General features: G+C 58.6%; 20 protein-coding genes and 1 pseudogene. 3 read left to right on the forward strand and 18 right to left on the reverse strand.

Going from position 1 to position 21868, the window contains the following annotated elements; translation table 11 throughout:
• Positions 1–27 precede the first annotated feature (27 nt).
• Positions 28–1110: a glycosyltransferase gene (locus tag AC0L2C_RS21745; RefSeq protein WP_473524399.1), complete on the reverse strand. Its 1083-nt coding sequence runs from the start codon at positions 1108–1110 to the stop codon at positions 28–30.
• Positions 1111–1222: 112 nt separating this feature from the next.
• Between AC0L2C_RS21745 and AC0L2C_RS21750 the strand changes: the two genes are divergently transcribed.
• Entirely contained in the window at positions 1223–1459 is a 237-nt protein-coding gene (locus AC0L2C_RS21750; RefSeq protein WP_473524400.1) for a hypothetical protein, read from the forward strand.
• 179 nt (positions 1460–1638) lie between these two features.
• Here the strand turns inward: AC0L2C_RS21750 and AC0L2C_RS21755 are convergent, their stop codons facing one another.
• Genes AC0L2C_RS21755 through yhhA form a run of 4 tightly spaced genes read right to left on the reverse strand, consistent with a single transcriptional unit; the run spans position 1639 to position 5432 of the window.
• Positions 1639–2109, reverse strand: a complete 471-nt coding sequence (locus AC0L2C_RS21755; protein WP_473524401.1) for a GNAT family N-acetyltransferase — start codon at positions 2107–2109, stop codon at positions 1639–1641.
• The gene (locus AC0L2C_RS21760; protein WP_473524402.1) at positions 2099–3091 is read right to left on the reverse strand and encodes a hypothetical protein; all 993 of its coding nucleotides are present in this window, start codon (positions 3089–3091) and stop codon (positions 2099–2101) included. The genes AC0L2C_RS21755 and AC0L2C_RS21760 overlap by 11 nt, the downstream gene beginning before the upstream one ends.
• 8 nt (positions 3092–3099) lie before the next feature.
• Positions 3100–5241: a cyclophane-forming radical SAM/SPASM peptide maturase YhhB gene (gene yhhB, locus AC0L2C_RS21765; RefSeq protein WP_473524403.1), complete on the reverse strand. Its 2142-nt coding sequence runs from the start codon at positions 5239–5241 to the stop codon at positions 3100–3102.
• Positions 5238–5432 (reverse strand): YhhA family cyclophane-containing RiPP, encoded by a 195-nt coding sequence (yhhA, locus tag AC0L2C_RS21770; protein WP_473524404.1) that lies wholly within the window; start codon positions 5430–5432, stop codon positions 5238–5240. The genes yhhB and yhhA overlap by 4 nt, the downstream gene beginning before the upstream one ends.
• Before the next feature lie 590 nt (positions 5433–6022).
• Between yhhA and AC0L2C_RS21775 the strand changes: the two genes are divergently transcribed.
• Entirely contained in the window at positions 6023–7918 is a 1896-nt protein-coding gene (locus AC0L2C_RS21775; RefSeq protein WP_473524405.1) for an SIR2 family protein, read from the forward strand.
• 52 nt (positions 7919–7970) lie between these two features.
• Here AC0L2C_RS21775 and AC0L2C_RS21780 read toward each other — a convergent pair whose 3' ends face one another.
• Positions 7971–8210 carry a tyrosine-type recombinase/integrase gene (locus tag AC0L2C_RS21780; RefSeq protein ID WP_473524406.1) on the reverse strand — a complete coding sequence of 80 codons (240 nt, stop codon included), beginning with the start codon at positions 8208–8210 and terminating at the stop codon, positions 7971–7973.
• Between the two features lie 486 nt (positions 8211–8696).
• Between AC0L2C_RS21780 and AC0L2C_RS21785 the strand changes: the two are divergent.
• Positions 8697–8894 (forward strand): annotated as a pseudogene (locus AC0L2C_RS21785) (LbetaH domain-containing protein); the annotation flags it as partial.
• Positions 8895–9588: 694 nt separating this feature from the next.
• Here AC0L2C_RS21785 and AC0L2C_RS21790 read toward each other — a convergent pair.
• The 12 genes from AC0L2C_RS21790 to AC0L2C_RS21845 all read right to left on the reverse strand — a co-directional run bounded on the left by AC0L2C_RS21790 (position 9589) and on the right by AC0L2C_RS21845 (position 21859).
• On the reverse strand, positions 9589–11493 hold the full coding sequence (locus tag AC0L2C_RS21790) for an ABC transporter ATP-binding protein (protein ID WP_473524407.1): 1905 nt from the start codon (positions 11491–11493) through the stop codon (positions 9589–9591).
• Entirely contained in the window at positions 11493–13355 is a 1863-nt protein-coding gene (locus AC0L2C_RS21795; protein ID WP_473524408.1) for an ABC transporter ATP-binding protein, read from the reverse strand. Before AC0L2C_RS21795 ends, AC0L2C_RS21790 begins: the two co-directional genes overlap by 1 nt.
• Before the next feature lie 88 nt (positions 13356–13443).
• Positions 13444–14328, reverse strand: a complete 885-nt coding sequence (locus AC0L2C_RS21800; RefSeq protein WP_473524409.1) for an SIR2 family NAD-dependent protein deacylase — start codon at positions 14326–14328, stop codon at positions 13444–13446.
• Between the two features lie 38 nt (positions 14329–14366).
• The gene (gene nifT / locus AC0L2C_RS21805; RefSeq protein ID WP_473480612.1) at positions 14367–14579 is read right to left on the reverse strand and encodes a putative nitrogen fixation protein NifT; all 213 of its coding nucleotides are present in this window, start codon (positions 14577–14579) and stop codon (positions 14367–14369) included.
• On the reverse strand, positions 14576–14896 hold the full coding sequence (locus AC0L2C_RS21810) for a nitrogen fixation protein NifZ (protein ID WP_473524410.1): 321 nt from the start codon (positions 14894–14896) through the stop codon (positions 14576–14578). The genes nifT and AC0L2C_RS21810 overlap by 4 nt, the downstream gene beginning before the upstream one ends.
• An 89-nt stretch (positions 14897–14985) precedes the next feature.
• Positions 14986–15180 (reverse strand): 4Fe-4S dicluster domain-containing protein, encoded by a 195-nt coding sequence (locus tag AC0L2C_RS21815; protein ID WP_008878193.1) that lies wholly within the window; start codon positions 15178–15180, stop codon positions 14986–14988.
• Positions 15181–15212: 32 nt separating this feature from the next.
• A complete protein-coding gene (gene nifB / locus AC0L2C_RS21820) occupies positions 15213–16694 on the reverse strand; it encodes a nitrogenase cofactor biosynthesis protein NifB (protein WP_473524411.1) in 1482 nt (493 codons plus the stop codon).
• Positions 16695–16881: 187 nt separating this feature from the next.
• Entirely contained in the window at positions 16882–17010 is a 129-nt protein-coding gene (locus AC0L2C_RS21825) for a hypothetical protein (RefSeq protein ID WP_280952227.1), read from the reverse strand.
• Positions 17011–17191: 181 nt separating this feature from the next.
• Positions 17192–18871 (reverse strand): nif-specific transcriptional activator NifA, encoded by a 1680-nt coding sequence (nifA, locus tag AC0L2C_RS21830; RefSeq protein WP_473524412.1) that lies wholly within the window; start codon positions 18869–18871, stop codon positions 17192–17194.
• Between the two features lie 247 nt (positions 18872–19118).
• Positions 19119–19418, reverse strand: a complete 300-nt coding sequence (locus tag AC0L2C_RS21835) for a ferredoxin family protein (protein WP_473524413.1) — start codon at positions 19416–19418, stop codon at positions 19119–19121.
• A 12-nt stretch (positions 19419–19430) separates the two neighbouring features.
• Positions 19431–20738 carry an FAD-binding protein gene (locus AC0L2C_RS21840; protein ID WP_473524414.1) on the reverse strand — a complete coding sequence of 436 codons (1308 nt, stop codon included), beginning with the start codon at positions 20736–20738 and terminating at the stop codon, positions 19431–19433.
• 11 nt (positions 20739–20749) lie between these two features.
• Positions 20750–21859 carry an electron transfer flavoprotein subunit alpha/FixB family protein gene (locus AC0L2C_RS21845; RefSeq protein WP_473524415.1) on the reverse strand — a complete coding sequence of 370 codons (1110 nt, stop codon included), beginning with the start codon at positions 21857–21859 and terminating at the stop codon, positions 20750–20752.
• Positions 21860–21868: the final 9 nt, after the last annotated feature.

Here is a 21868-nt window from a genome sequence, read left to right on the forward strand (position 1 = left end):
AAATGCCGACGGCGATTAAGGCAGAGATTAATCGCCGGCCTTTTCTATGCAATCGGCGAAGAGCCCTGGTTGCCGTTCAGCCAGGTCGAAATATCCCTCCAGCAGTTGCCCAGGTGTCGTCCTCAGAGACTCGCGCGCAACGGCGACTCTCTCCAGCAGTGGAACGAGGGGTGATCCCACCAAGGATTTGATTGTTCGGCCATCAAGCGCCAACCGAACATGAGTGGGAACTAAAGCGAACAGAATCAGCGTGTGAACCTGTCGGACAAACATGGCCCTGGCGAACGCTTCCAAAGCATCGGATCTGTCGAATTCCCGCAGTGAGTGGTGGTTGGGATGCAAATTGTCCCAACGGTGCCACCACCGGCTTTCCCGCGGAAATCCTGCTGTGGCGAATGTCCCCAGCGGGTTAGCCTCGGTCTTGCGACGTGATGGATAGGCCACCGCTTCGGGAGCGCGTGTGCGCCTGGCCCCAACCGTTTTCGCGCGGATAAAAAGCCGCGACGTTTCCGCGTATATCTCATCGCCTCGAGCATCAAACTCCCGGCGGTGTCCGCCCCATTTCAAATACTCGGACAGGCGATATCCGGCGACTTTGTCGTCGACGATAACTTCGTCGGCTTCAGGGACAAAAAGGCGCGATACCGCTTCGTCGGCGCTTGCGCAGCACGCGTGGTAGCCGGGATAATCTGCAAGAAAAGATTTTGTCGTTCGAGCGATGCCTTCGATCAGATCTTGCGGCGCCGATCGTGCCGAAGCCGCCATAGAGGCGATGAAACCCCTATCGTAGATAGTGTCGGCGTCGGCTTGAAGGATCAAGAGCTCATTATTAGGAATACTAAGTTCATCGGCGAAGGTCTCCGCCATCGACACTCCCAGGTGACGGGGCGGTACGTAACCGCGCTCGAGCGTCTGCCCCAACAGCACTGTTCCCAGACTGGCATTCTTGATGGCCTCCATCACGTCGAGAGTGCCGTCAGTCGAGCCGTTGTCGACCAGGATCAACACTGTATCGGAAGGGGTGGCACCCCTGCTGAAACCGAGCGAAATGCAGGTCTCAAGAAGCGAGGCCTTTTCATTTAGGCAGGGAACAACGACGGCTGTGTACACGGAAGCCTCGTGAAGGAAGGAAGTTGGCCAAGCGCTGTTGGAACCGGTGCGATCGCCGTAGCACCTGCGTTGCCATGCGGAGCGACGCCCGACAATGCGCGGAACAGGGGACATGGCTGATGAGGGCGCGGCCTGCCGTGTATTGCGAGACCGATGTCAACGAGAAATTCCCCACGTGACGCCGCATGGAGATTTGCTCCGACCAATCGTCCAGGTGCATTTCGCCGACACGCCGCGCTATGCGGGCACAGCACTGCGGATAGCCAAGCCATTGTCCCAGCCAGACCGTGTGATCACCGGCGGTCTGGTCAATGGCAAGAAGCCGCCGAACGAGCACAGAACGTTTTGAGAAGACGACAAAATTGTCCCGATCGCGGCAAAAATAGAGCCCTCTGAGCCTCGCCCATCGTCCGATCTCAGCATCGCGGACCTCGCCCTGCACTTCGGTCCGAAAGGCGGGTCGCACATTCAGCGTCACTTGGCACAGATCCACCATCGATGACGGCTTTAGCCACTTTGGCCGTACCATCACGCCGCGCGTCGCCAAACCATAAGAAGCTGCGTCGCCCCTGGTCGCGCGTCTTCTTTGAATCCTGCTTCCTCCGCTGCCCGTCGCGAGGCAAGATTTGACTTGCGCATGTGGGCATAGATCACGTCGTATCGGCTCGCCTCGCATGCCTTGCGGTAAGCAATTCTACCGATGCGGCGACCCTGACTTGGTTTATTGAGATAGATCTGAATAGACGCGTGGCGGCCCACCGGAGGCGCATCGATCACATTGATGAAGACAACGCCTGCCCGTTTGCCATTAGTTTCAATTTTCCAGGCCTCACCGCCGGGCCCGCCGCCACGTTCAGTTGTCCCTTTGGTGGGCGTTAGGACGACAAGATCAGGTTGAACAAACTCGAGGCTCGGTTTTGCCCGCACGGCTTTGGGTTTCGGCGTTGGCCTCTTGGGGCTGCGGCGAGACGCAGCTGTTGGGGAAGGCTTAGCGCTCATAGATGCGCTCCAACGCGGGCACGATCCGATCTGTGGCCTCTCGCCAGTATTCGGCCGGGAAAAACCCTGGTGAATAAGCGACCACGATATCGACAAGCTGGAAGCCAAGACCGGACCGGTTAAGGGCCGCGGTCATGTCGTCGATCTTTCCCAAGATATGGTCCAAAGGCGGATCGAAGGGCTTCTCACTGCTCTGCCAATCCGTATCCCCGTCATAGCGATTGTTAAAGAAGTCCAAATCGATATGAAGGACCGTTGGCCGGGCTGGCAGGTCTTCGAGCCAATCATCGATGTCGGGGGTCGAACGATACAGTCCAGGCCCGGTCTGCCTTGAAGTTGGCGTCAGCTGCACTGCGGGCCGGAATTGGCTTGGGTCCAGCAAATCGTCCGCCTGTCTGGTCAGTCCAATTGCGAAATCCTGGGTCTTGGTGACCTTTGGCGGCTGACACAGGTGCCGCACCTCAGCCTTCGGAAAACCGTGCAGAAAAGGCGTTAGGAAACTGCCCATCCCGATGGCTCCGCTTTCTATGGCCGCGCGCACAGACACGGGATTGCCAAGATCGCAAAACTCCCCGGTGATGGGGTCTTTCCACCTCCCGTTTTCCTCGAATAAGCGAGGGCTCGCCAGATCCCGGTGGTCGTCGACGTGTAGGATCAGCACATGCTCGTCTGGGCGGACGCCGGCGGCATGCACCCATTCACTCCAGCTTTGAAGGGTCCAGGAATCGTATAAAACGCTCAGCACGTGTCGCTTGCGGGCGCGGGCTAAGGCCATCGTCGGTAGGGTGACGTTGTCACTCCACCATGCCAACCCCTCTTGCAGCCGTGGATCGACATGCCTTTCGAGACCATCCGGCCAGGATAGGTTCAAATGCCATCCTGCCGCTCCCAGAACGGCATCTGCATCCTTGTCACAGAAATAGTCGCGAAGAACCGCGTGTCGGCTGGACTTGGATGCCGGCAGGCGATCGACCGGGAGCATCAATGTTCTCACGCCGCTTCGAGCACCGACCCCGAGGCTTTCTTGAGGACCTCGGTCAAAGAGCGGCCTGTCTGGGTAAGCGGGCAGCTCAAAAGCGTCGCAAAGGCCTCTGCAAGATGCTCGTCGGTGTCCCTGACCTGGTTGACCGCGCGATTGTGGAGGCGCGATGGCCCATTGTGCCGCACGAACTGCCAAAATCGGCGCAGTTCGACGAACACAAAGACTGCATGCAGCAGTCCGGAAGGTGGCCGCAAATCTTCCCGCCAGGGGGACACCACGCGCATGTCGGTCGGTTCGACGGTGGGCGAGATGCGTTCGAGCAGGTAGAGCTTCTGGTGGCGATGCTCGTGGATCAAGGAATCGGCCAGATCATAGGGATCAATCAACCGGTCGCCTTGCCATACAGACACATAAAGTGCTCCAGGTACGGTGTTGTCGCTGAAAGACACGATCTTCTCAGGGTGGGCCAAGGGGTCGCGAACGAATTGGACGGCGCGGCAGGCCATGCGTATCTCGTTTGCCAAAGCTGGGCGCCACGTTTCGACAATCCGCAACGCCTCCTCGACGACCGACCGTGCCTGCGTAGCAAAAGCCTCTGTTTCGAAATAGATAGCATCGCCGAACGGTTTGCGCAGCCAGGGATCCTCGCTGGCCACGGCCAAGGACGTCATGTCGCCTTCAAACCGGCCTAGCAAGTCGTCAAGATAAGCTGGGTCGGCCGACAACGGTTGTCCGTCGACCGTATGCACCAGCCGTCCCAAATTCTGCGAGGCAAGCGTCCTTTGCCAGGCAACCGCTCCTGGCTGCTGGCAAAGCTCGGCCATTCGCTCCGGCTCGGATTCGCCGAGATCGGCGACCTTTTGAAATTCTTCGGCAGGCAAAAAGCTGGCGGCTTCCAGAAACTCACTTCTCAGAGCATTGCGCGATGCTTCGCACAGGAATGTCATCTCCGCAGCGCCAAGCTCCGCCGCTTCGTAGTGTTCAAACCGGAAGACGTCCGGTAGCGTCTCGGCCGGTCGCGCGCCGCCCTCCAACAGACCTTGGAGTCGCCCCTTGATATGGGCGACGAGAGCGGTCATTTCCCCGCAATAGACGGTTGGGTTGTCGAAGCCGTTCGCGCCGTAGCGGTGCGGTAGCGAGCCGCCACCGCAAATGTCGACGATCGCACATTCTTGACAAGTCACGCTGAGACCCGGCTTGCTGAGCAACTGTCTGTGCACCGCCAAATGATCGGATGAAGCAATTGATGAAATCTCAGTGTCGGCAACAGTCCCGCCGATTTTCGTCGCACCGTCCTTTGTGACCTTCAACACATCCAGGTCGTGGTAACTGCCATCGGTCTCGATGCCGATGAGGCTTACGTCGCCAAGGCCAAAAGCGTCGGTAGTGGACGGCAGACCCGCGACCGCGTCAAGCAGCGCCTCGAACGTTCGCACGGACAGGTGCGGGTAGTGATCAAGCCAGACATCAAAGGCATGGCAAAGCCAGGCTTCATACAAATCAGGTCGTTCGCCGCGGCCAGCTGGCTGACGCAAATGGTGTGCATCCGGCAACAGAAAATCCAGCTTGGGAACCGCATGCGAGGCGAAAAACGCGAGCAGGTCTTCCGCGGGCGTTGTGGGATCAACGACGGCGATGACGCCTGCAAAGATCTTTGGATGGCTTTTGAGACGCACCAGCGCATCTTGGACACGCTCGAAACTTGAACGGCCCCTCTTTGAATTCCGGTGCTTGTCATTGGCGTATTTGGGCCCGTCCAGACTGATCGAAATGCTGATATCGGCGGCCTCAAACGCCTCAAGTGCCGCTTCGGTCAATAAGAGGCCGTTCGTCTGCAGTCCGATATCGACCGTCGATGCAGTCGCGGCGCGAATCTGGCCCGCGAAGGCTACGAGTGTCTCGAGGCCGGCAAGCAAAGGCTCGCCGCCGTGGAAGATGACCGTGCAATGCTTTATCGATTCTTCAGCCAAGTAAGACGCCAGCCTTTCTACAAAAGCGCCACGATCACCTGCCGAAAGCAATTTTGGCATCGAGCGCCAAGATTGGTCGGCATGGTGATAGACGTAGCAATAGTCGCAGTCGAGGTTGCAGCGCGAGGCGACCTTGACCAGGAACGACGTAATCCGGGGAGGTGCCTCGCTAACTGTCATGACCGGCTGTGGCGGTGATGCATCCTGTCATAGCTTGTGATGACGTCGCTTGGTTCGGCCTGGGACAAGACGCGTCCCTGCAGTCGCTGCAGGGCGGGGTTGGCCAGACGGCCCTTCAAAAGCGCCGTGCGCACGTCACGATTCGGCACGGCTGAAGGGGTGGTTGCCTGTTGCTGGTTTGGATTTGGCATTTGTAGCTCCAGTTTTTGACGACCCGATTATAGCATGCGGAAGCGCAGACGCTACTAGATTTCAATTTGGCTGCTGAGGCCAAGTGGCTCGAGTGCGGACGCCAATAAATGTATTAAAATAGATCATCTAAATAAAAAGTTGAATAATGTTAGCGATTTAGCGGTGCAGGATGACGATAATCGTCGTTATGACGCGAGTCATATGTCTTATGCTGTAAATATACTTAAAAATGTTTACATGTCCTTTATTCTACAGAAGATATACATATCTTATTCGGATTCATAGAACATAAATCTTTCTTATCATGCGGCGATCTTACCTGACTCGCATGAGTTTTTTCCGAAGCATTAGAGACATCGTCGAAATTTTTTGTACAACTCCTGTGTGTTCAATATTGGCGGTCAACCTAGGTATACCCAGGATGGATTCGGTGTCTGCACCACTCGACGGTCCCGTTCCTGTGAGCGTCAGAGAGCTGAGTATTCAGCTTAAGATCGCAAAATCGGGCTGCGAGTGGGGAGACGGGCAACGCTGCACGGGAGCGGTCTTTTTGATAGGCGCCGGATGTTCGCGATCTGCGGGCATACCAATGGCCAGCGAAATAGCGAAGGATTTGACGCGCGAGTTGGCAAAACTTCAGAGGGCGCCTGAAACGGAGACGCTGGACCCGGCACGCGCACTGATCTGGCTCGATGAGCGGGAATATCTTACGGATATAGCGAGGCTGTTACCCAACTTTGATGTGGGAGACCCCGATTGGGGACGGCTATATGGCTATCTGTTCGAGCAATTTTTTCGATCAGATAACAAACAGCGTGCAATCATCAAAGCAGCGATCGATCGCAGTGATGGCAAGGTGAATTGGGCCCACATTTGCCTTGGTGAGTTGGTACGTTGCCACTATGCCCACACGGTCCTGACCACCAACTTTGATCAGCTCGTGCTCCAGGGTATTATCTTGGCGGGGATGATACCTGTTGTGGCTGATGGTCTGTCGGCGCTGAGCCGGGTTGCCTCACTCCCAGACCATCCCCAGGTCGTCCACCTGCACGGATCGATGTATACCTATGAGCTTAGAAATAGTGTGGGGGATACGTTCGCCACTCAGGACGCCCTGTCCATGCAGGGTACAATGTTTGGCCTGAAAGACGCTGAGCTGTTGGTTGTGGTTGGTTATTCAGGCAGCGAGGAGGGGGGTGTTGTCACCCTCCTGGAACGAGCCTGTGCAGCGATACCCAATCTGATGGTGTTTTGGGTCCTGTTTGAGGATTCAATTGACTCCTTGAATCCCCGCGTCAGGAAAATGTTGGCAGGCCGAAACAAGTTCGCGATTCTGAATCAGGACGCTGACAAGTTCTTTGCACAGCTGGTCCGTGGTCTCGGATTTGGCGCACCTGGTTGGATGACCGACCCACTAGCTGTGCTCGACAGCCGAAAAAAACTTATCGCGGATCCGACAGATCCGGTCATAGCACGTCTCAAACGCGACTTCGGCCTTGGGATCGGACGTCTGCGCAGTTCGTCAGCACCAAGCGCTGAGGACATGATCCTCGAACAGGCAACGATTGACAGCCTCGGCGGACGGGACACTAGCGTTGTACTGGGTGTGACAGAAGCCATGGCATCGAGCGACCCCGATGCTGCCAGATTACGTGCGATCAGTCTTGGCCGCCTAGGCAGCACCGCAAAGGCATCTGACCTGCTGGCAGCGAGTGTGAAGGCCTGGGCGGCATTCTTTGAAGCTGGCGGCGCCGATGACGGCAAGGCACGTACAATTTTGGCACAAACCCTCTTTGATCTTGCAGAAGCGCCTGGGAACCAAAATGGTGTCCAGTCGAAAGAAGCCTTCCGCCGAGCCATGGAAACATTTCGCGCTGCGACGGAGGAGATCAATCCAACGCTTTCGCGATCGGACTGGATCGAATCTGCCTTGGGGTTTGCAGAGTCGGTTGCTGAGCAGGGAGACGAAGGTGCCGCGGTGAATGACCTCACCGCTGCTATCGAAATTCTGGACAGGGCCCTCACGGTTTTGACCGGAGGCTCGCAATCGCGTCGAAAATTGGCGGCCGAAGAGAGGCTGGGGATTCTGCTGTGCATGCGCGCCAGGCAAAGCAAGTCAGAGGTCGATTATCACAGAGCGATAGATATCCTTGAGGACGTTTCGCAGCGGGCAGTCGCTCCTGAATCGTGGTCCGCAGGCATCGTGAGGAATCTGGCCGTGGCTTTCCGTGGGTTGGCCGAATTGATTCAACACGACGCGCCGGACGAGGCGAGAGCCAGTTACCATCGTGCCGCAGATCTATATCAGGAGTCTGCCAGACTTTATCTCGGTGGCCTTCGGGATATAGACGAAAGCGAGGCACTTCAGGCTGCTATGTGGGCTTACGAAGAGGCGGAGAAACTCTACTTAGTTCTCAAAGACGCCGATGCCGCGATGCTGATTGAAGGAGAATTGCGTCGCATCCGCGCCGAGCTCGAAAAATAACCGCGTCAGGTCAGCAGTGCCGACTGTCCTATGATTAAACGGGAAAAGTCGATTATCCTTCATAACCGCGCTTGGTGCGCTGACCTTCAACAATGGTCCACGCGTCGCAACCGGTCGCTTCGAACAGCGGTATGCGCTGATTGTTGCCGCTCTTGTTCCGTGGGTCTTTACGGTCCCGGATGAGAAGCATCCGCGTGCGGACTTCCAAATCGGACCAACGTGCCTTGCAGATTTCCACCTGTCGCATCGCAGTTGCTACGGCGAAACGAATGATCTGGCTAACCGGTGCCATCTGATGAGGGTTTGCACCGAAGTGAGCGACCAGTCTAGAGCTCACCCGGGGCGGGCCTGTCGCGCTGATGGCGTTTACCAACGAGACCAAGCCTCTTTAGGTCGACACGCGCTAGATCAACCGGTTCTACCTTGACGGGCACGCAATGCGCCGCAGCGGCTGAGCCAGAATGAGTTTTACAAAGCCAATGTCGATACCGAGGGTCATCGGTCCAGCACCTTGGGCGGCCCGCTCGCGGCCAAAACGAATGAGCCGTTCGCGATCGAGGGCCACGATGTTGCACTTCCCCAGATACTCTGGAGCATATCGAGGGCTGCGGCCTTGGAGCGGCGATGGGACTTGCCTACATCGTATATGTCGTCGATATGAAGGTCGATGGGTTCGCCGAAGGTTTTCAGGCGCGCTATACGGGACTTGGTCGGCGTCTCACCGCGATTGTCTGGCGCTCAGTTTCGGTTGCCCAGCGCAGTGCGTCGTCCCGGCGTCATCGAGGCCGACGTCTACCTAAACTTCAATTGCGTAATCCTTGACGTGGCAAAGGTGAGAATTGGCAAAGGAACGGCAATGGGCCCTGCCGTGCAGATCTATACAGCCGATCATCAACATGATCCCGAGCAGCGACAATCTGGGATGCAGTTCGGGCGTCCTGTTCGGATGGGCAGTCGTGCCTGGATCGGTGATGGAACTGAGGACAATGCAGGCGGTTCGAGGCTAAACCTGGAGCTCCACGTTGCCTGGTGAACTGTGCCGATTGGGCATCGATGCCCATTTCGCAAAGGCCGGAAAGGGGTTCCGCAAAATTCCCGGACAGTGCTTCGTCTCGGGCAGTCTGGCGGCGACGGTCGCGGATGGTTGCTTTCGCCGTTTTGAGACCGGTTTAGGGGCGCGGCCTTTTGCTCTCCGCATTCTGTCGCACTGTAGCACGATCCGGTGTACGGTGCGTTTGCACGATCCGTTCGAGAATGGCGTCCGCGACGGTGAAGGTGCGATGAGGTCGTGCCATCTGGCCACCGGAACCTGGGCGGTGCGGCGATTTCGTTCCTCGACGATTTCGAACAGATGCGAGCGCTGTTGCTCGGTAAGGGTTCCGAAGCCATCGAGGACGAGCAGTTGCGAGCGGGTGATCCTGATCGAAGGCGGGGGAAGCGTCCACCGGGATGGGCGAGCGCAATCCTCGAACAGGGCGGCACGCGCACATAGAGCACCGAAACGATCGAGCCCTGCTGCTTGCCGGCCGAAGGCGCCGGCCAGCCACGACTTGCCGGTTCCGGTCTGGCGGGCGATGATCAGGTTCCCATGGCCGTCCGGGATTTAGCGCAATCGCTATCGGCGCTTTCGCCGGTGCCCCTGGACGGTCAGATACGGCTCGCAAGGAGCATCAGGTACGAGAGGCGGCTTGTCCGGTCGGATCGGCTTCCTCTTCGGGAATGTCGTCGAATGACGAGTAGTTCAGATTGTAGAGTTTGGAATAGAGCCCACCCATAGCCATCAGTTTGTCGTGGTTGCCGGTGTCAACAACCTGGCCATTCTGAAGTACGATGATGCGATCGGCATCACGGATTGTGGCGAGCCGGTGAGCGATGACAAGGCCAGTGCGGCCTTCCAGGAGTTTTCTCAGAGCCTTCTGGATCAGCATTTCAGTGTAGCTGTCGATGTTGGCGGTGGCCTCGTCAAGAACAAGGATTTTGGCGTCGGCAACGAGAGCGCGGGCGAAACTGACAAGCTGGCGCTGGCCGAGAGAAAGGTTGCCGCCGCGTTCGCCGAGTTGAGTTTCATACCCGTCAGCAAGGCTCATGATGAAGTCGTGGGCGCCGACCACCTTGGCGGCCTCGATCACTTTGTCCCGCGTGGCTTCCGTCTTGTGGTAGCGGATGTTCTCGAAGATCGTCCCGGTGAACAGAAATGGCTCCTGCAGCACCATGGCGATCTGGAGCCCGAGCGATTCCTGGGTAAGATCGCGCACATCATGTCCCCCGACCAGGACTTGACCTTGCTGAACATCATAGAAGCGGTGGACGAGGGCCATCGCGCTCGATTTACCAGAGCCGGTCGGCCCGACCAAGGCGACCGTCTCGCCGGGATTGACCCGGAAGGAGACTTTTTTCAGGACCGGATGGTTGGGCTCGTAGCCGAACGTGACGTTCCTGAACTCGACCGAGCCGTCCATTTCGGGCGAAAGGATCCTGGCATCCGGTTTGTCCTGGATCTCGATCCTGACGTCGAGCACATCGGTCAGGCGCTTGCCGGAGGCCATTGCGCGCTGCATCACGGAATATTGCAGAGTAAGTGAGCGAATTGGGTCAAAGAAGCGTTGGATGTAGAATATATAGGCAACCAATACGCCCACATCGACGCGGTCATTCATGATCATGGAGCCGCCGACCACAATGACGACAGCCATGGCGAGGCCGGTTAGGCCATCGACGATCGGGACCATGACCTGCGCATACCTGGCAGCGGTCAGGTGAGTCGTGAGGTCGGCATGTGCCTTGTCGTCATACAATACGAAGTTGACGTACTGGCGGTCCATGGACTGGACGGTTCGGACGCCTTGAATCGCTTCGGCCAATGCGCCGTTGACGACTGAATTGGTCTCTTGTGCAGCCATGAAGGCCTCGCGGGCACGCGGCAGCCACACGATGCGGATAATCAACAGGGCCGGCAAGACCGAGAGCGTCAGAAAGCCGAGGCTGAAGTTGACCGACAGCATTACGAAGATGATGCCGAAGAGAAGTGCAATGTCGCCTACGGAGTAGATCGAGTTTTCGAGAAATTCGTGGATAGAGTTGACGTCGCCCTGAAGGCGGGACATCAGGCGTCCTACCTCGGTCTTGTCCATGAAGGAGAGCGATACCTTCTGCAGATGGGCAAACATGGCGCGTCGGATGTCGAAGAGGACGTTCTCGGCCATTTTCCCTACCACGGTTTCTTGCGCGTAGGCGGCGCCGAAATTAACCAGAATGGCAAGCGCAAACGCGACGGCAGCCTCAAGCAGGGCGGAGGCATCAGCGCCTGCCGGAGATATGGCGTGGTCGATCGCGTAGCGGATGATCAGCGGGATGAGAAGCTGCGTGCCAGTGAAAATCAGCAATGCGGCAAGCGAGACGACCGCCATGGCTCGGTAGGGACGAACGAAGGCCCATATGCGGCGAATGATGTTCTTGTCGAAAGCCCGGCCAAAGATCTCCTCCTCGATGCGATGGGACCCGACGACCGCGCGCGGAGGGCGTCTACCGCTATCATTCGGTTCGATTTCGAGTTCGTTGGCGTGCCGCTTGGCCATCAGGGCGCGCCTCCAAACGTGGTCGCAATGTCATCTCCCGGGCGCAACTGAAGATCATAAAGGGCCTTATAGCGTCCTCGCTTGGCCAAAAGCTCTTGATGGGTGCCGCGTTCCACGATCTCGCCGTTGTCGACAAACAGAATCCGGTCGGCGTGCTTGAGTGAACTCAGCCGGTGGGCGATGATGATCGTCACTCTATCCTTGGCGAAACGCCGTATCGCCGCGCGGATGCGCTGCTCTGTGGCGGCGTCGATCGCGGCCGTTGAGTCGTCGAAAACGACGATTGATGGGCGCAACATCATCGTGCGAGCTATGGTGAGACGCTGACGCTGGCCGCCAGAGAGAGAGGCGCCGCGTTCGCCGACGACTGTCTTGTAGCCAGCGGGGAGGCCAAGAATGTAATTGTGCAACTGGGCGGATTCGCTAGCGCGCTCGATCGGCTGTTCCTTCGCCCAGGGGTCGCCATAAGCGATGTTGTTCTCGATTGTGGTTGTGAACAGGAATGCATCCTGCTGTACGACCGCGACCGCCTTGCGAAGCGATGCGAGGGTGACCCCGCGGATGTCCTGCCCGTCAAGCATTATGGTGCCACCAGTGACGTCGTAAAAGCGGGGGATCAGGTGAGCCATTGTCGACTTGCCAGAACCCGGCGGACCCACGATCGCGATCGTCTCGCCCCTACGGGCGCAGAAGGTAATATTCTTTAGAATGACGCGGTTTCCGGTGCCGGGATATGCAAACGAGACATTGTCGAAGCGCAGAGTTCCTTCACCGATCTCGAGCGGTCTTGCACCGGAAGCATCCCCGATCGTGATGTCCTGGTCGAGCAGACTGAAGAGGCGCGAACCGCAAGTGTAAGCGCGGGCAAAGCCGTTGACCATGAGTCCGATCTGGCGGACGGGCATTTGCAGGATCGTCATGAACGTCAGGAACGTCGTGAGCGTTCCAACGCTGATCTGGCCGGCGATGAGTTTGTCGCAACCGACCCAGAGGACCAACCCCATGGCGACAAAGAAGGCGAGGGTCATTGCCGACGTGTTGGGCACGTACACGTCAACCTGCTCGTGCGCGAGTTCGAGCGCGCTTTTCGAGGCGATGTCGAACTTCGCCATCTCATGAGCCTGTGCCGAAAACGCCCGGACCACGCGGATGCCCGCGAGATTTTCCTCCATCACGCGGCCCAGGACGGAAAGCCGCTCCTGCAGGTCGAGCCAGATGGCGCGTAGCTTAAGCTGGGTGACCGACGATCGCCAGGCTACGAAAGGCACGAAGCTCAGCGCGATCAAACCGAGCACCGGGTCGGTTGAGATCATCATGCAGGCGCCTATCCCGATCAGCATGGTGAGCAGAAAGAACCTAACCAGGGCGGTGGAAAAATACATCCGCACGCCGTCGAGATCGAGGATGCCGAGGGTGATCAGGTCGCCTGAATGCACCCGGTCGTGAAAGGAAAAGCTCAGGCGCTGGACCTTGTCGTAACAAGCAAGCCGCAGTTCGTACGCGACGTGGTGCCCGACGGCTTCGGCAAAGTAGTTTTGCGCCATCGTAAAGAGGCCGCGTAGCGTACTCGCGCCGAGCAGCAGGAGAGCAGGAGTCCAGAGGGCTTGTTCTGCAGCCGTCACCGTGACACCGCCCCCGATGGCTACCTGGGTCTGGTCGACAGCCCGGCCGAGAAGCTGGGGAATGAGCAACTGCAGGATTACGGCTACCATCGTCGAACCGATAGCTAACGCGACCTGCCACGGGTGCCTCAAATTCATGCGCGTAATGCGCAGTAGCGTGCTCAAGCCCCGGCCCCACCCGGCCGCTTTTACATGCGCGGACGATTTTAGAGAGGTCGTGCCAACAGCATCACTGCCCACCGAGTGCCCCCGATTGAATTTTGCGCCTTCGGAAGCGAGCCGGTCGACTCACATCAAAGACGTTAAGTTGATCCTGGCCACCATCGGCTCAAGATGCTGATCCGGCGAGTTGCGCCACGGCTTCGCTCGCTGGCATGTCGATCACCGTGATTCCGCTTGCCGCAAGGAAACGGGCTTCGTTTCTGGTCAGCGTTTGCCCGTCCATTATCGCGTAACGGGGGCCTTCTGAGCGCTTCATGATCTGCCTGGCGTAAGTGCGCAGCATCTGATCATTGAAGCGGCAGCCGACGAAAAAAAACCCCCGGTCGACGCGTCGTTCCTTGACCACATCAGGGATAGGCGTCTGGATATCGATTTCAGTCAGGGCTTCGACATAGTCGGAATCGGCGATGAGGAAATTTGCGGCCGGCCTAATACTGCCATGTGGCGCATAGAGAACCGTCTTTGTCGCTGCTCCAGCCTCGAGTTCCCTTCCCGACAAGTCGTAAGTTCTGGTCCAAATGTCGCCAACTTCGTTCGCCCGCGTGACGCCTTGTATCTCGACGACGTCGGTTCGGCCGATCTCTGCCAGCGCCGCGCGCATGGCGCCTTCGTACCAGCTGTCGATGATGAGGGAGAGCGGGAGTTTTGCGAGCCAGGCGTGGAGGATGCTCGGCGCCGCCGGCCCGGCAAATATATCAGTCATCCAAGCTTGAAGTGTGCGGCGATGCCGGCGCTGTTCGATGAACTGCGCGACCGACCACATATTGGTGCGGATCTTTGAGGGGGCTGGCGCCCGCGTGTTGAGTGCCTCGGCAACGGCTTCGGGGGTACACGGTACAGACGGCTCAGCAGAGCTGAGCCGGAGGAGACCCGGACCGAGATACGGGATCACCTGATCGGAGACTAACGCTCGTCTGGCCAGCTCAAGCAGCTTTCGGGCAAAACTGTCCCGGACCACGACTAGGTGGCCCGAGGTCGGGATCGTGTTCATGCTCGTTTCCTCTTGACGCCTCTCATTGACGGGCGGCATCAATCCCCGTCGGAAAGCTTCCTTGCCTCGACGGTGATCGGCAGACGCGTATGCGGCGGAAGATCGGGAAGGAGGAGCCGCCAGCCGTTCCTGAGCGTTACGATCCCGCCCCACAGGTCCTGGTTCTCGAACTTGATAATCGGCTCCTCGAGATCCTTTTTGGGGACATACGCCGACAACCCGGCCTCGGTCCTGCGGATCATTACCTTCATGCGGCCGTTCCTTTATTGGCGTTTTCTTCGGCACTGCAGGGAGCGTCGGCGTTGTCGAGGCTCGTCAATTCACGCGCTCGCATGCCGACGACCGTCCCACGGTCGATCCATTCGACCGCGTAGATGAAGAACTGCTGTAGAAACGTGCCAATGTCGCGCACATAACCCTCTTCGCCCTTGCGCACGAGATTTTCGCCGATCTCCCTGCCAGGATAGGTGCCGTCATTCTTAATGTGGCGAGTGGCACGGACCCGCTCTCCCGGCTGAAATTGGGGAGGTCTGCGGATTTCCACCTCCTGTTCGCGTGCGAGCCGCATGGCGGTTCCTTGGTTCTCTGAGGCTAGTGTCATTGATGAGGCGCGCAGGCATTCCCCGGGGCAGCCAGTTGTGTGGGTACCCAGTGGACTCAGGCAGGAACGCAGGTCTTCGGCACAGGACACACCGAAGCACATTGCTGCGTGTCGAAAGCTCCCTCGCATTCGGTGCACTTCTGCAGCTCGACCACGTAGCTCTCGCCTTTGAACTTGATCGCACCCGACGGGCATTCGAATTCGCAGGCGCCGCATTGTGTGCATTGGGATGCGATAATCTTGAAAGCCATTTTGATTCCTGATTCGAGTAAATGAGATAGGTTCAGGCCGTCGCGGCGAGTGCCTGGACGCCGGACTCGGCGGCGTAAATCGAGCTGATTGCCGTTTCGATGTAGTCATGGCCGTAAGCGTCGGTTGCTCGGATACCGGCGGCCGCGAGCTGATCCTTGGGGCAATCTCCAATTTTGACGCAAAGCACTATGTCTACGCCTTCAAGCGCAGCGATGACCCCGTCGAGAGTGGCCTTCTCGCCCCAACCCCCGAGGCAATACTGCTCAACCTTGCGGTGCCCGATAAAGTTGATCCCTATCGGCGACGCTTCATACACCTGGAATTCCTTGGCATGGCCGAAGTGTTCGTTGACGCGGCCGCCGCCCTTAGTCGCCACCGCAACGAGGAGGGACTTGCCGGAGCTCGTTGTCTTGACCATTCCGATCGCTTCGCTCCTGGCTGCCAGGCGATCACGGCGCTCGTCCGTGACCAGCTCCCGATAGGCTTCGCGCTTGCCGGCATCGTAGGTGAGCTCGCCAGGAATCTGGTCGAGTGTGAATTCCTGGCCACGATCCTCGCCCAGCAGGCCGACGGCATCTGCCCGGCACTGCCGGCAGTGGCGCATCAACTTGGCGCCGCCTTCAAGACGATCCTGAAGAGCCTTCATTTCCATTGCATTTGGGCCGCGCTGCCCGGTCAGTCCGTAGTGCGTTCCGTGCGCGGGGTCCGAAATCAGGGGCATGACGTTGTGCAGGAACGCGCCGCGCTGCTTGACCCACTTATTCACCTCAATCAGGTGCTGGTCGTTCACTCCAGGGATCATCACCGAATTGATTTTGGTGAGGATGCCGCGCGCGCTCAGCATCTCTAACCCCAGCATCTGCCGCTCGTGCAGAATTCTGGCGGCTTGGATGCCGACGTAGCGGCGATGGTCGTGAAAGATCCAGGGATAGATCTTTGCGCCGACTTCCGGATCGACCATGTTGATCGTGATCGTCACGTGATCGACATTCATGTCGGCAAGCTCGTCGACGTGGTCCGGCAGCGCGAGCCCGTTCGTAGAGACGCAGAGCTTGACGTCGGGGACTTCCCTGACGACGCGTTCGAACGTTGCCTTCGTCTTCTCCCAGTCGTAGCAGGCGTCGCCCGGTCCGGCGATGCCAAGCACGGAAAGCTGCGGCACTTCGTTGGCGACCGCGATAACCTTGCGTACCGCCTGATCGGGCGTCAGCTTTTCCGACACAACCCCGGGCCGGCTTTCGTTGGCGCAGTCGTATTTGCGATTGCAGTAGTTGCACTGGACATTGCAGGCGGGCGCCACCGCGACGTGCATGCGCGCAAAATAGTGATGCGCCTCTTCTGAAAAGCACGGGTGATCCTTGATCTTGTCCCAGATGGCCGGATCCACATCGTCCGGCCTTGTCGACGACCCGCAGGAGGAAGATGCGCAGCCACCCGACTTCGCGCTCACCAGCAACTGGTCGGAGAACCTCGCGCCGGTCAGGCTCTCAACTGAAATCACCGGTGCGGCCATTGAAGGGCTCCGTTACGGGTTAACGTCGCGGTTCGAAGCGCAAGAGCAATGCCAACTGAAAAGGTGGCGCTAGTTCACGAATTGGCTTTGCGCGTCGGATATCATGGAGTTGCTCCGACATAGCTTTGTCGGACTTCTAACAGGACTATGTTAGAAGGTGAGGAAGACGACCCGGCCGGACATCAGTTCAAGATAGAAATCCCGCGTCGACCGCTCGGCCGTGATCGCCCTCGGCACAACTCCCGACCGGTCTTCCGACGAGGATGTCGGTCTCGGCGACGGCGAGCTCGTCCGCGGTGAAGTTGCCACTGCTCATTTGGGTCTGCATGGTTCCGATTCAGGAGAGTGGGGTGACTCCTTTCTGCGATCGGCAAGACGTCGGCAAGGGCGGGTGATGAAGGCGTGTGACAGCATCACACACTCGCGCAGCTTTGGCCCGGGCCCGACACATTTCACGTAGCCGGCGCAGTGTTCTCGTTCTCCACGTCATGAGAACGCTAGAATTTCTTCACCTCGATCCCGTGTCGGCGCAAAGCATATCCGACCTGTCGCGGCGTAACGCCGAGGACACGGGCGGCCTTGGCCTGAACCCAGCCGACCTTCTCCATCGCGCCGATCAGCCGGTCGCGTTCCGTCAGGCGCGGGCCTATTGCAGGGAGAGCGGGATCGTTTGCAGGGTCGGCAGTATGGGGTCGCACGCTATCCTGCGGGGCGCCGAAGCGCCCGGCCGGCATCGGCAATCCGGCGGGCATTATATTGCTTCGAAAGCGCTGGTTGCCGGTATTGCCGCTGTGCGAATGATCAGCTCTTTTCCAGAGGAGCCAAGATAGGCATTGGTTATTGTTGCAGGCAAAATCTGATGGAGCGATTGTCCTTGAACGCGCTAGCGTGGCCGTCCTTTGCACGCAGTTCTCCAATTCGCGGACATTACCAGGGAAGTAGCATTGCGAGATAAACTCGAGCGCCGACGGCGCGAAGGCGAGTTCGAGATGGTTGTCCTTGTTGAATCGTTCGAGGAAGGCGTTCGCAAGGCGAGGGATATCCCCCGGTCGCTCTCGGAGCGGAGGCAGGATGATTGGCACCACATTGATGCGATAATAAAGGTCGGCCCTGAACTCCCCGCTTACGACAGCCGACTCGAGATCCCTGTTGGTGGCGCATATAAGTCGCACGTCGACCTGCAGCGTCTTGGTGCCGCCAACACGCTCCAGTTCGCCTTCCTGCAAGACACGTAACAGCTTGGCTTGGAATGCAGGTGAAATCTCGCCGATTTCGTCGAGCAGCAGCGTCCCCCCGTTTGCCAATTCAAAACGGCCTGCGCGCTGGGAAATTGCCCCTGTGAAGGCGCCTTTCTCATGTCCGAACAGCTCCGACTCCAGAACGCTTTCCGACAGTGCGGCGCAGTTCAACTTGACGAAAGACTTCCTCCGCCGGCGCGAGAGCCTATGTATGGCTTGCGCGAAAAACTCCTTGCCGGTGCCGCTCTCGCCCCTCAGAAGCACGGTGGAATTCGTCCTTGCTACAATGGAGACGGTTTCGAGCACCTGCTTGAGTGCGGGGCTCTCCCCGATGATCCCATCCATCTTGGCGGGTGCATGCGGGACGGGGTCGGTCCGGTCCTCATCGGACGAATTCTCCGCTGTCCAGCTCTCATCGACGCGCCGCTCACGATCCCTAGTCAAGCCGCGATGGAGGCGAATAGTGCGGCCTACGAGGTTGGCCACCATCGTCAGGAAGCAGATGTCCTCATCGTAGCGGGACCCGTTTGCGCTGTCTCTTACAATCGACAACGTCCCAAGGATCCTGTCCTCAGCCTTAACCGGGACGCCGATAAAGGCCATTGGGAGGGAACTGACACCAGGACGTGTTTGAAGCTCGGCCTGAAACAACTCGGACGTGCTGAGATCCGCGATGACGAGCCGCGTGCCCGTAGCGACGATTTGATCTATTGCCGCCTTTGGTATGATGGGGTGAGTGCCTGATGGGCCGCTGCCGGCACTCACGGCGATCTCCGGCTCACCTTCAGAGTCCAGGACAAAGATTGCTCCATGACGCATTTGCACAAACGACGGGAGAGTGTTTGCGACATTGGCCAGCGTAACCTCCAGCCGGGCGGGAGCCGTCAGCGCCTTCGACACCTCGTAGATTCCTCTGAGCCAGTCATCTGCTTCGAACATCCCATTACTGGCGGGTTTGCGGAAGGTGTCTCGAGATCCTACTCCGTTGACCCGATCATCCGGCCGTATGTGAGCCATGGAAACACCTCAGCGGTTGTGGTCCAGGGTGCTCCTCCCAAGCGCCATTTCATCAGTTCAGGAAGTTCACTCGCTCCGCAGTTTGGCGAGATGGTGCCGGCAAGATTGCGCTTTGTCGCGAGTTCGGGAGTACACAGGTGCACACCCGCCGAAACGGTGCCAAAGCCGATCATCCGAACTTGAAGAGGACGCCGAAGCCACCACGCGGATAATTCCATTCGATCTCGCCGCTGGCCTCGCACAAAACGCGGCAGGTGCCGCACTCCATGCAGCCATCGGCGGTGATGTCAACTTGACCTTTGTCGTTCAACTCATAGCATTTCGCTGGACAGACGCGTGTCAGCGCGAGCAGATTCGCGCTTGGTTGCTTGTGCGGTCGCACCTTTATATGCGGACGGCCGGAGTCCACCAGATAGCGGTTCTGGTAAAGCTTGTCTTCGACACGTAATTCTGTCCCTGGGTTCGTCATGTCGTCAGTGCCTCATCGCCACGCCAATGCCAGCCGGATCGCGTCGCTGACCAGCCCCAACCGCGAGCGCGCCTTGATAAAGGCTGCCGTGGTCGCCTTTTCCTTTTCGATCTTTGGCGTGCCGTCGACACGCATGAAATTTTGCGCGGCTTGCGACATCAACCGCGGGTAGGTCGTGAAGAAATTGCAGGCGTTAGTGTGGAGTAAAGCTGGCATGTCTTTGTATTTCCGCAGGTCTTTGACTACGAAGGATTCATCCAGCATCGTCTTGTAAAGGGCGAGGTTCCGTTTGGTCATTGGATCGTTGCGTCTCTTCACCTGGATGATAGCCTCAGCCGCAATGCGACCGGAGGTCATGGCGAGGTTCGAACCCTCGCGGTGAACGGCGTTGTTTAATTGCGCGGCATCGCCGACAATGACCCAACCGTCGCCAAAGAGCTGCGGAATAGCCTTGTAGCCACCTTCGGGAATGAGATGCGCCGCGTATTCTTTCACCTCCGAACCGGCGATCAGCGGCCGGATCGAAGGATGGTTTTTTAGCGCGTCGAGAAGGGCGTATGGGCTCTCCATCTTCGCGGCGAAATCCGAGACGAGGCAGCCGATGCCCAGTGAGATCGATTCCTTGTTGGTGTAGAGGAACCCGAGCCCGGCCATGCCGCGGGATATCGTGCCGACTGCCTCGATCACGCAGCCTTCACTCCCTTTGACCCCGAACCGCTGCTCAATGACCTCTTCGGGCAGGAAATGCATCTCCTTTACTGCGAGCGCCACCGCTTCCGGCTTCAGCATCTTGCGAAGACCGCCCCGCGTGCCAAGCAGCCCGCAGACACCTTCTGCAAGAACAACTACGTCCGCGTAGATCGCTCCGCCGGCCCGATCCGTGCGGACGCCGATCACCTTGCCCTTGGCGTCACGGACGAGTTCCGTCACCGTCGTCTCGCACAGAACCGTCGCGCCGGCCTCGCGCACCCTGCGCGAAAACCATTTATCGAACTGGGCACGAATGATCGTGTAGCGGTTGGGCTTCACCTCGTTGAAGTCGTCTGACCGATAGTGAATCCCGGTGTGGGAGGTGTCGTCCATCACCCAGAGCCGCTGTTCAACCAGATGCCGCTCGAGCGGTGCATCATCCCGGAAATCCGGGACGATCTTCTCCAGCATGTTCGCGTACATGATGGCGCCCTGGACGTTCTTGGAGCCCGGATATTCACCTCGCTCCAACTGGAGTACCTTCAAGCCGTCGCTTGCCATGGTGTAAGCAGCTGCGTTCCCGGACATGCCGGCCCCGATGACAATGGCGTCGAACTCTTCGTTGATCATTGCCATCTCCCTTAGCTCGCAAGCTTGTCGCGACTGTGCGGTGACAGCCGCCGGGTGAAGGCCTCGGTCAGCGCGGGCAGGAAACGGACCGCATCGGTGACGATCCCGAGGTGAGCGAAATCGAAAATCGGCGCGTTCGGGTCGGTGTTGATGGCCACGATGAGATCGGCTCCCTCAACTCCAACGCGGTGCTGGATGGCGCCGGAAATACCAGCCGCTATGTAAAGCTTCGGCCGGATTGTCTTGCCTGTTTGGCCGATCTGCCGATCGGCCGACATCCAGCCCTTTTGGACCAGCGGCCGCGAACAGCCGAATTCGGCGCCTATCACTCGCGCGAGACTCTTCACAAGCTGCAGGTTCTCCGCTCCGCCGAGACCGAGCCCTCCCGCAACCACCACATCCGCATAGGCGAGATTGGCGTTGCCCGACTGGCTGTCCGGAAGGAATCCAAGCACCTTGGTGACGATTTCATCCTCGGCTAGCGACAGCTTGTGCGGGATGACACGCCCGATCGCTCTGTCGGCCCGCTGGGGCATGGGCATGACCCTCGGTCGCACCGTCGCCATCTGCGGCCTGAAATTGAGCGTGTAGATCGTGCATAGCAACGAACCGCCAAAAGTCGGGCGAGTCGCGGCGAGCGAACCGTCAGCATCCACGTCAAGTTCGGTGCAGTCGGCCGTTAGCCCTGTCAGCAAGGTGGTTGCGACGGAACCGGCGAGATCCCTGCCGAGCGTGGTTGCACCGAGAAGCAGGATCTCGGGTTTGTAAGTAGCAACCAGATCTGTCATCGCCTTGGTGAAAGGCTCATTCCGATAGTCGGCGAGCACCGGCGCCTCAACGAAGTAGACGAGGTCGGCGCCATAGGCGAAGGCCTCGGCGACTGCGTTCTGCGTGGCTTCTCCCGGGGGTCCGAGCACAGCGCCCGCGAGCTGGACGCCAAGTTTGTCCGCCAGCTTGCGGCCCTCGCCAAGCAGTTCGAAAGATACCGGGTGGACCTGGCCACGTTCGAGCTCGATGAAAACCCAGACGTGCCGATAGTCCCTGAAACGCTCAGGAAGCTCCTTCTTCATCCCGGCACGGCCGGGGGGCTGGCGAGGGGTGTCTGAGTTCGTGCTCGACATATGGTCTGC

This window comes from Mesorhizobium sp. WSM4845, from assembly GCF_055811455.1.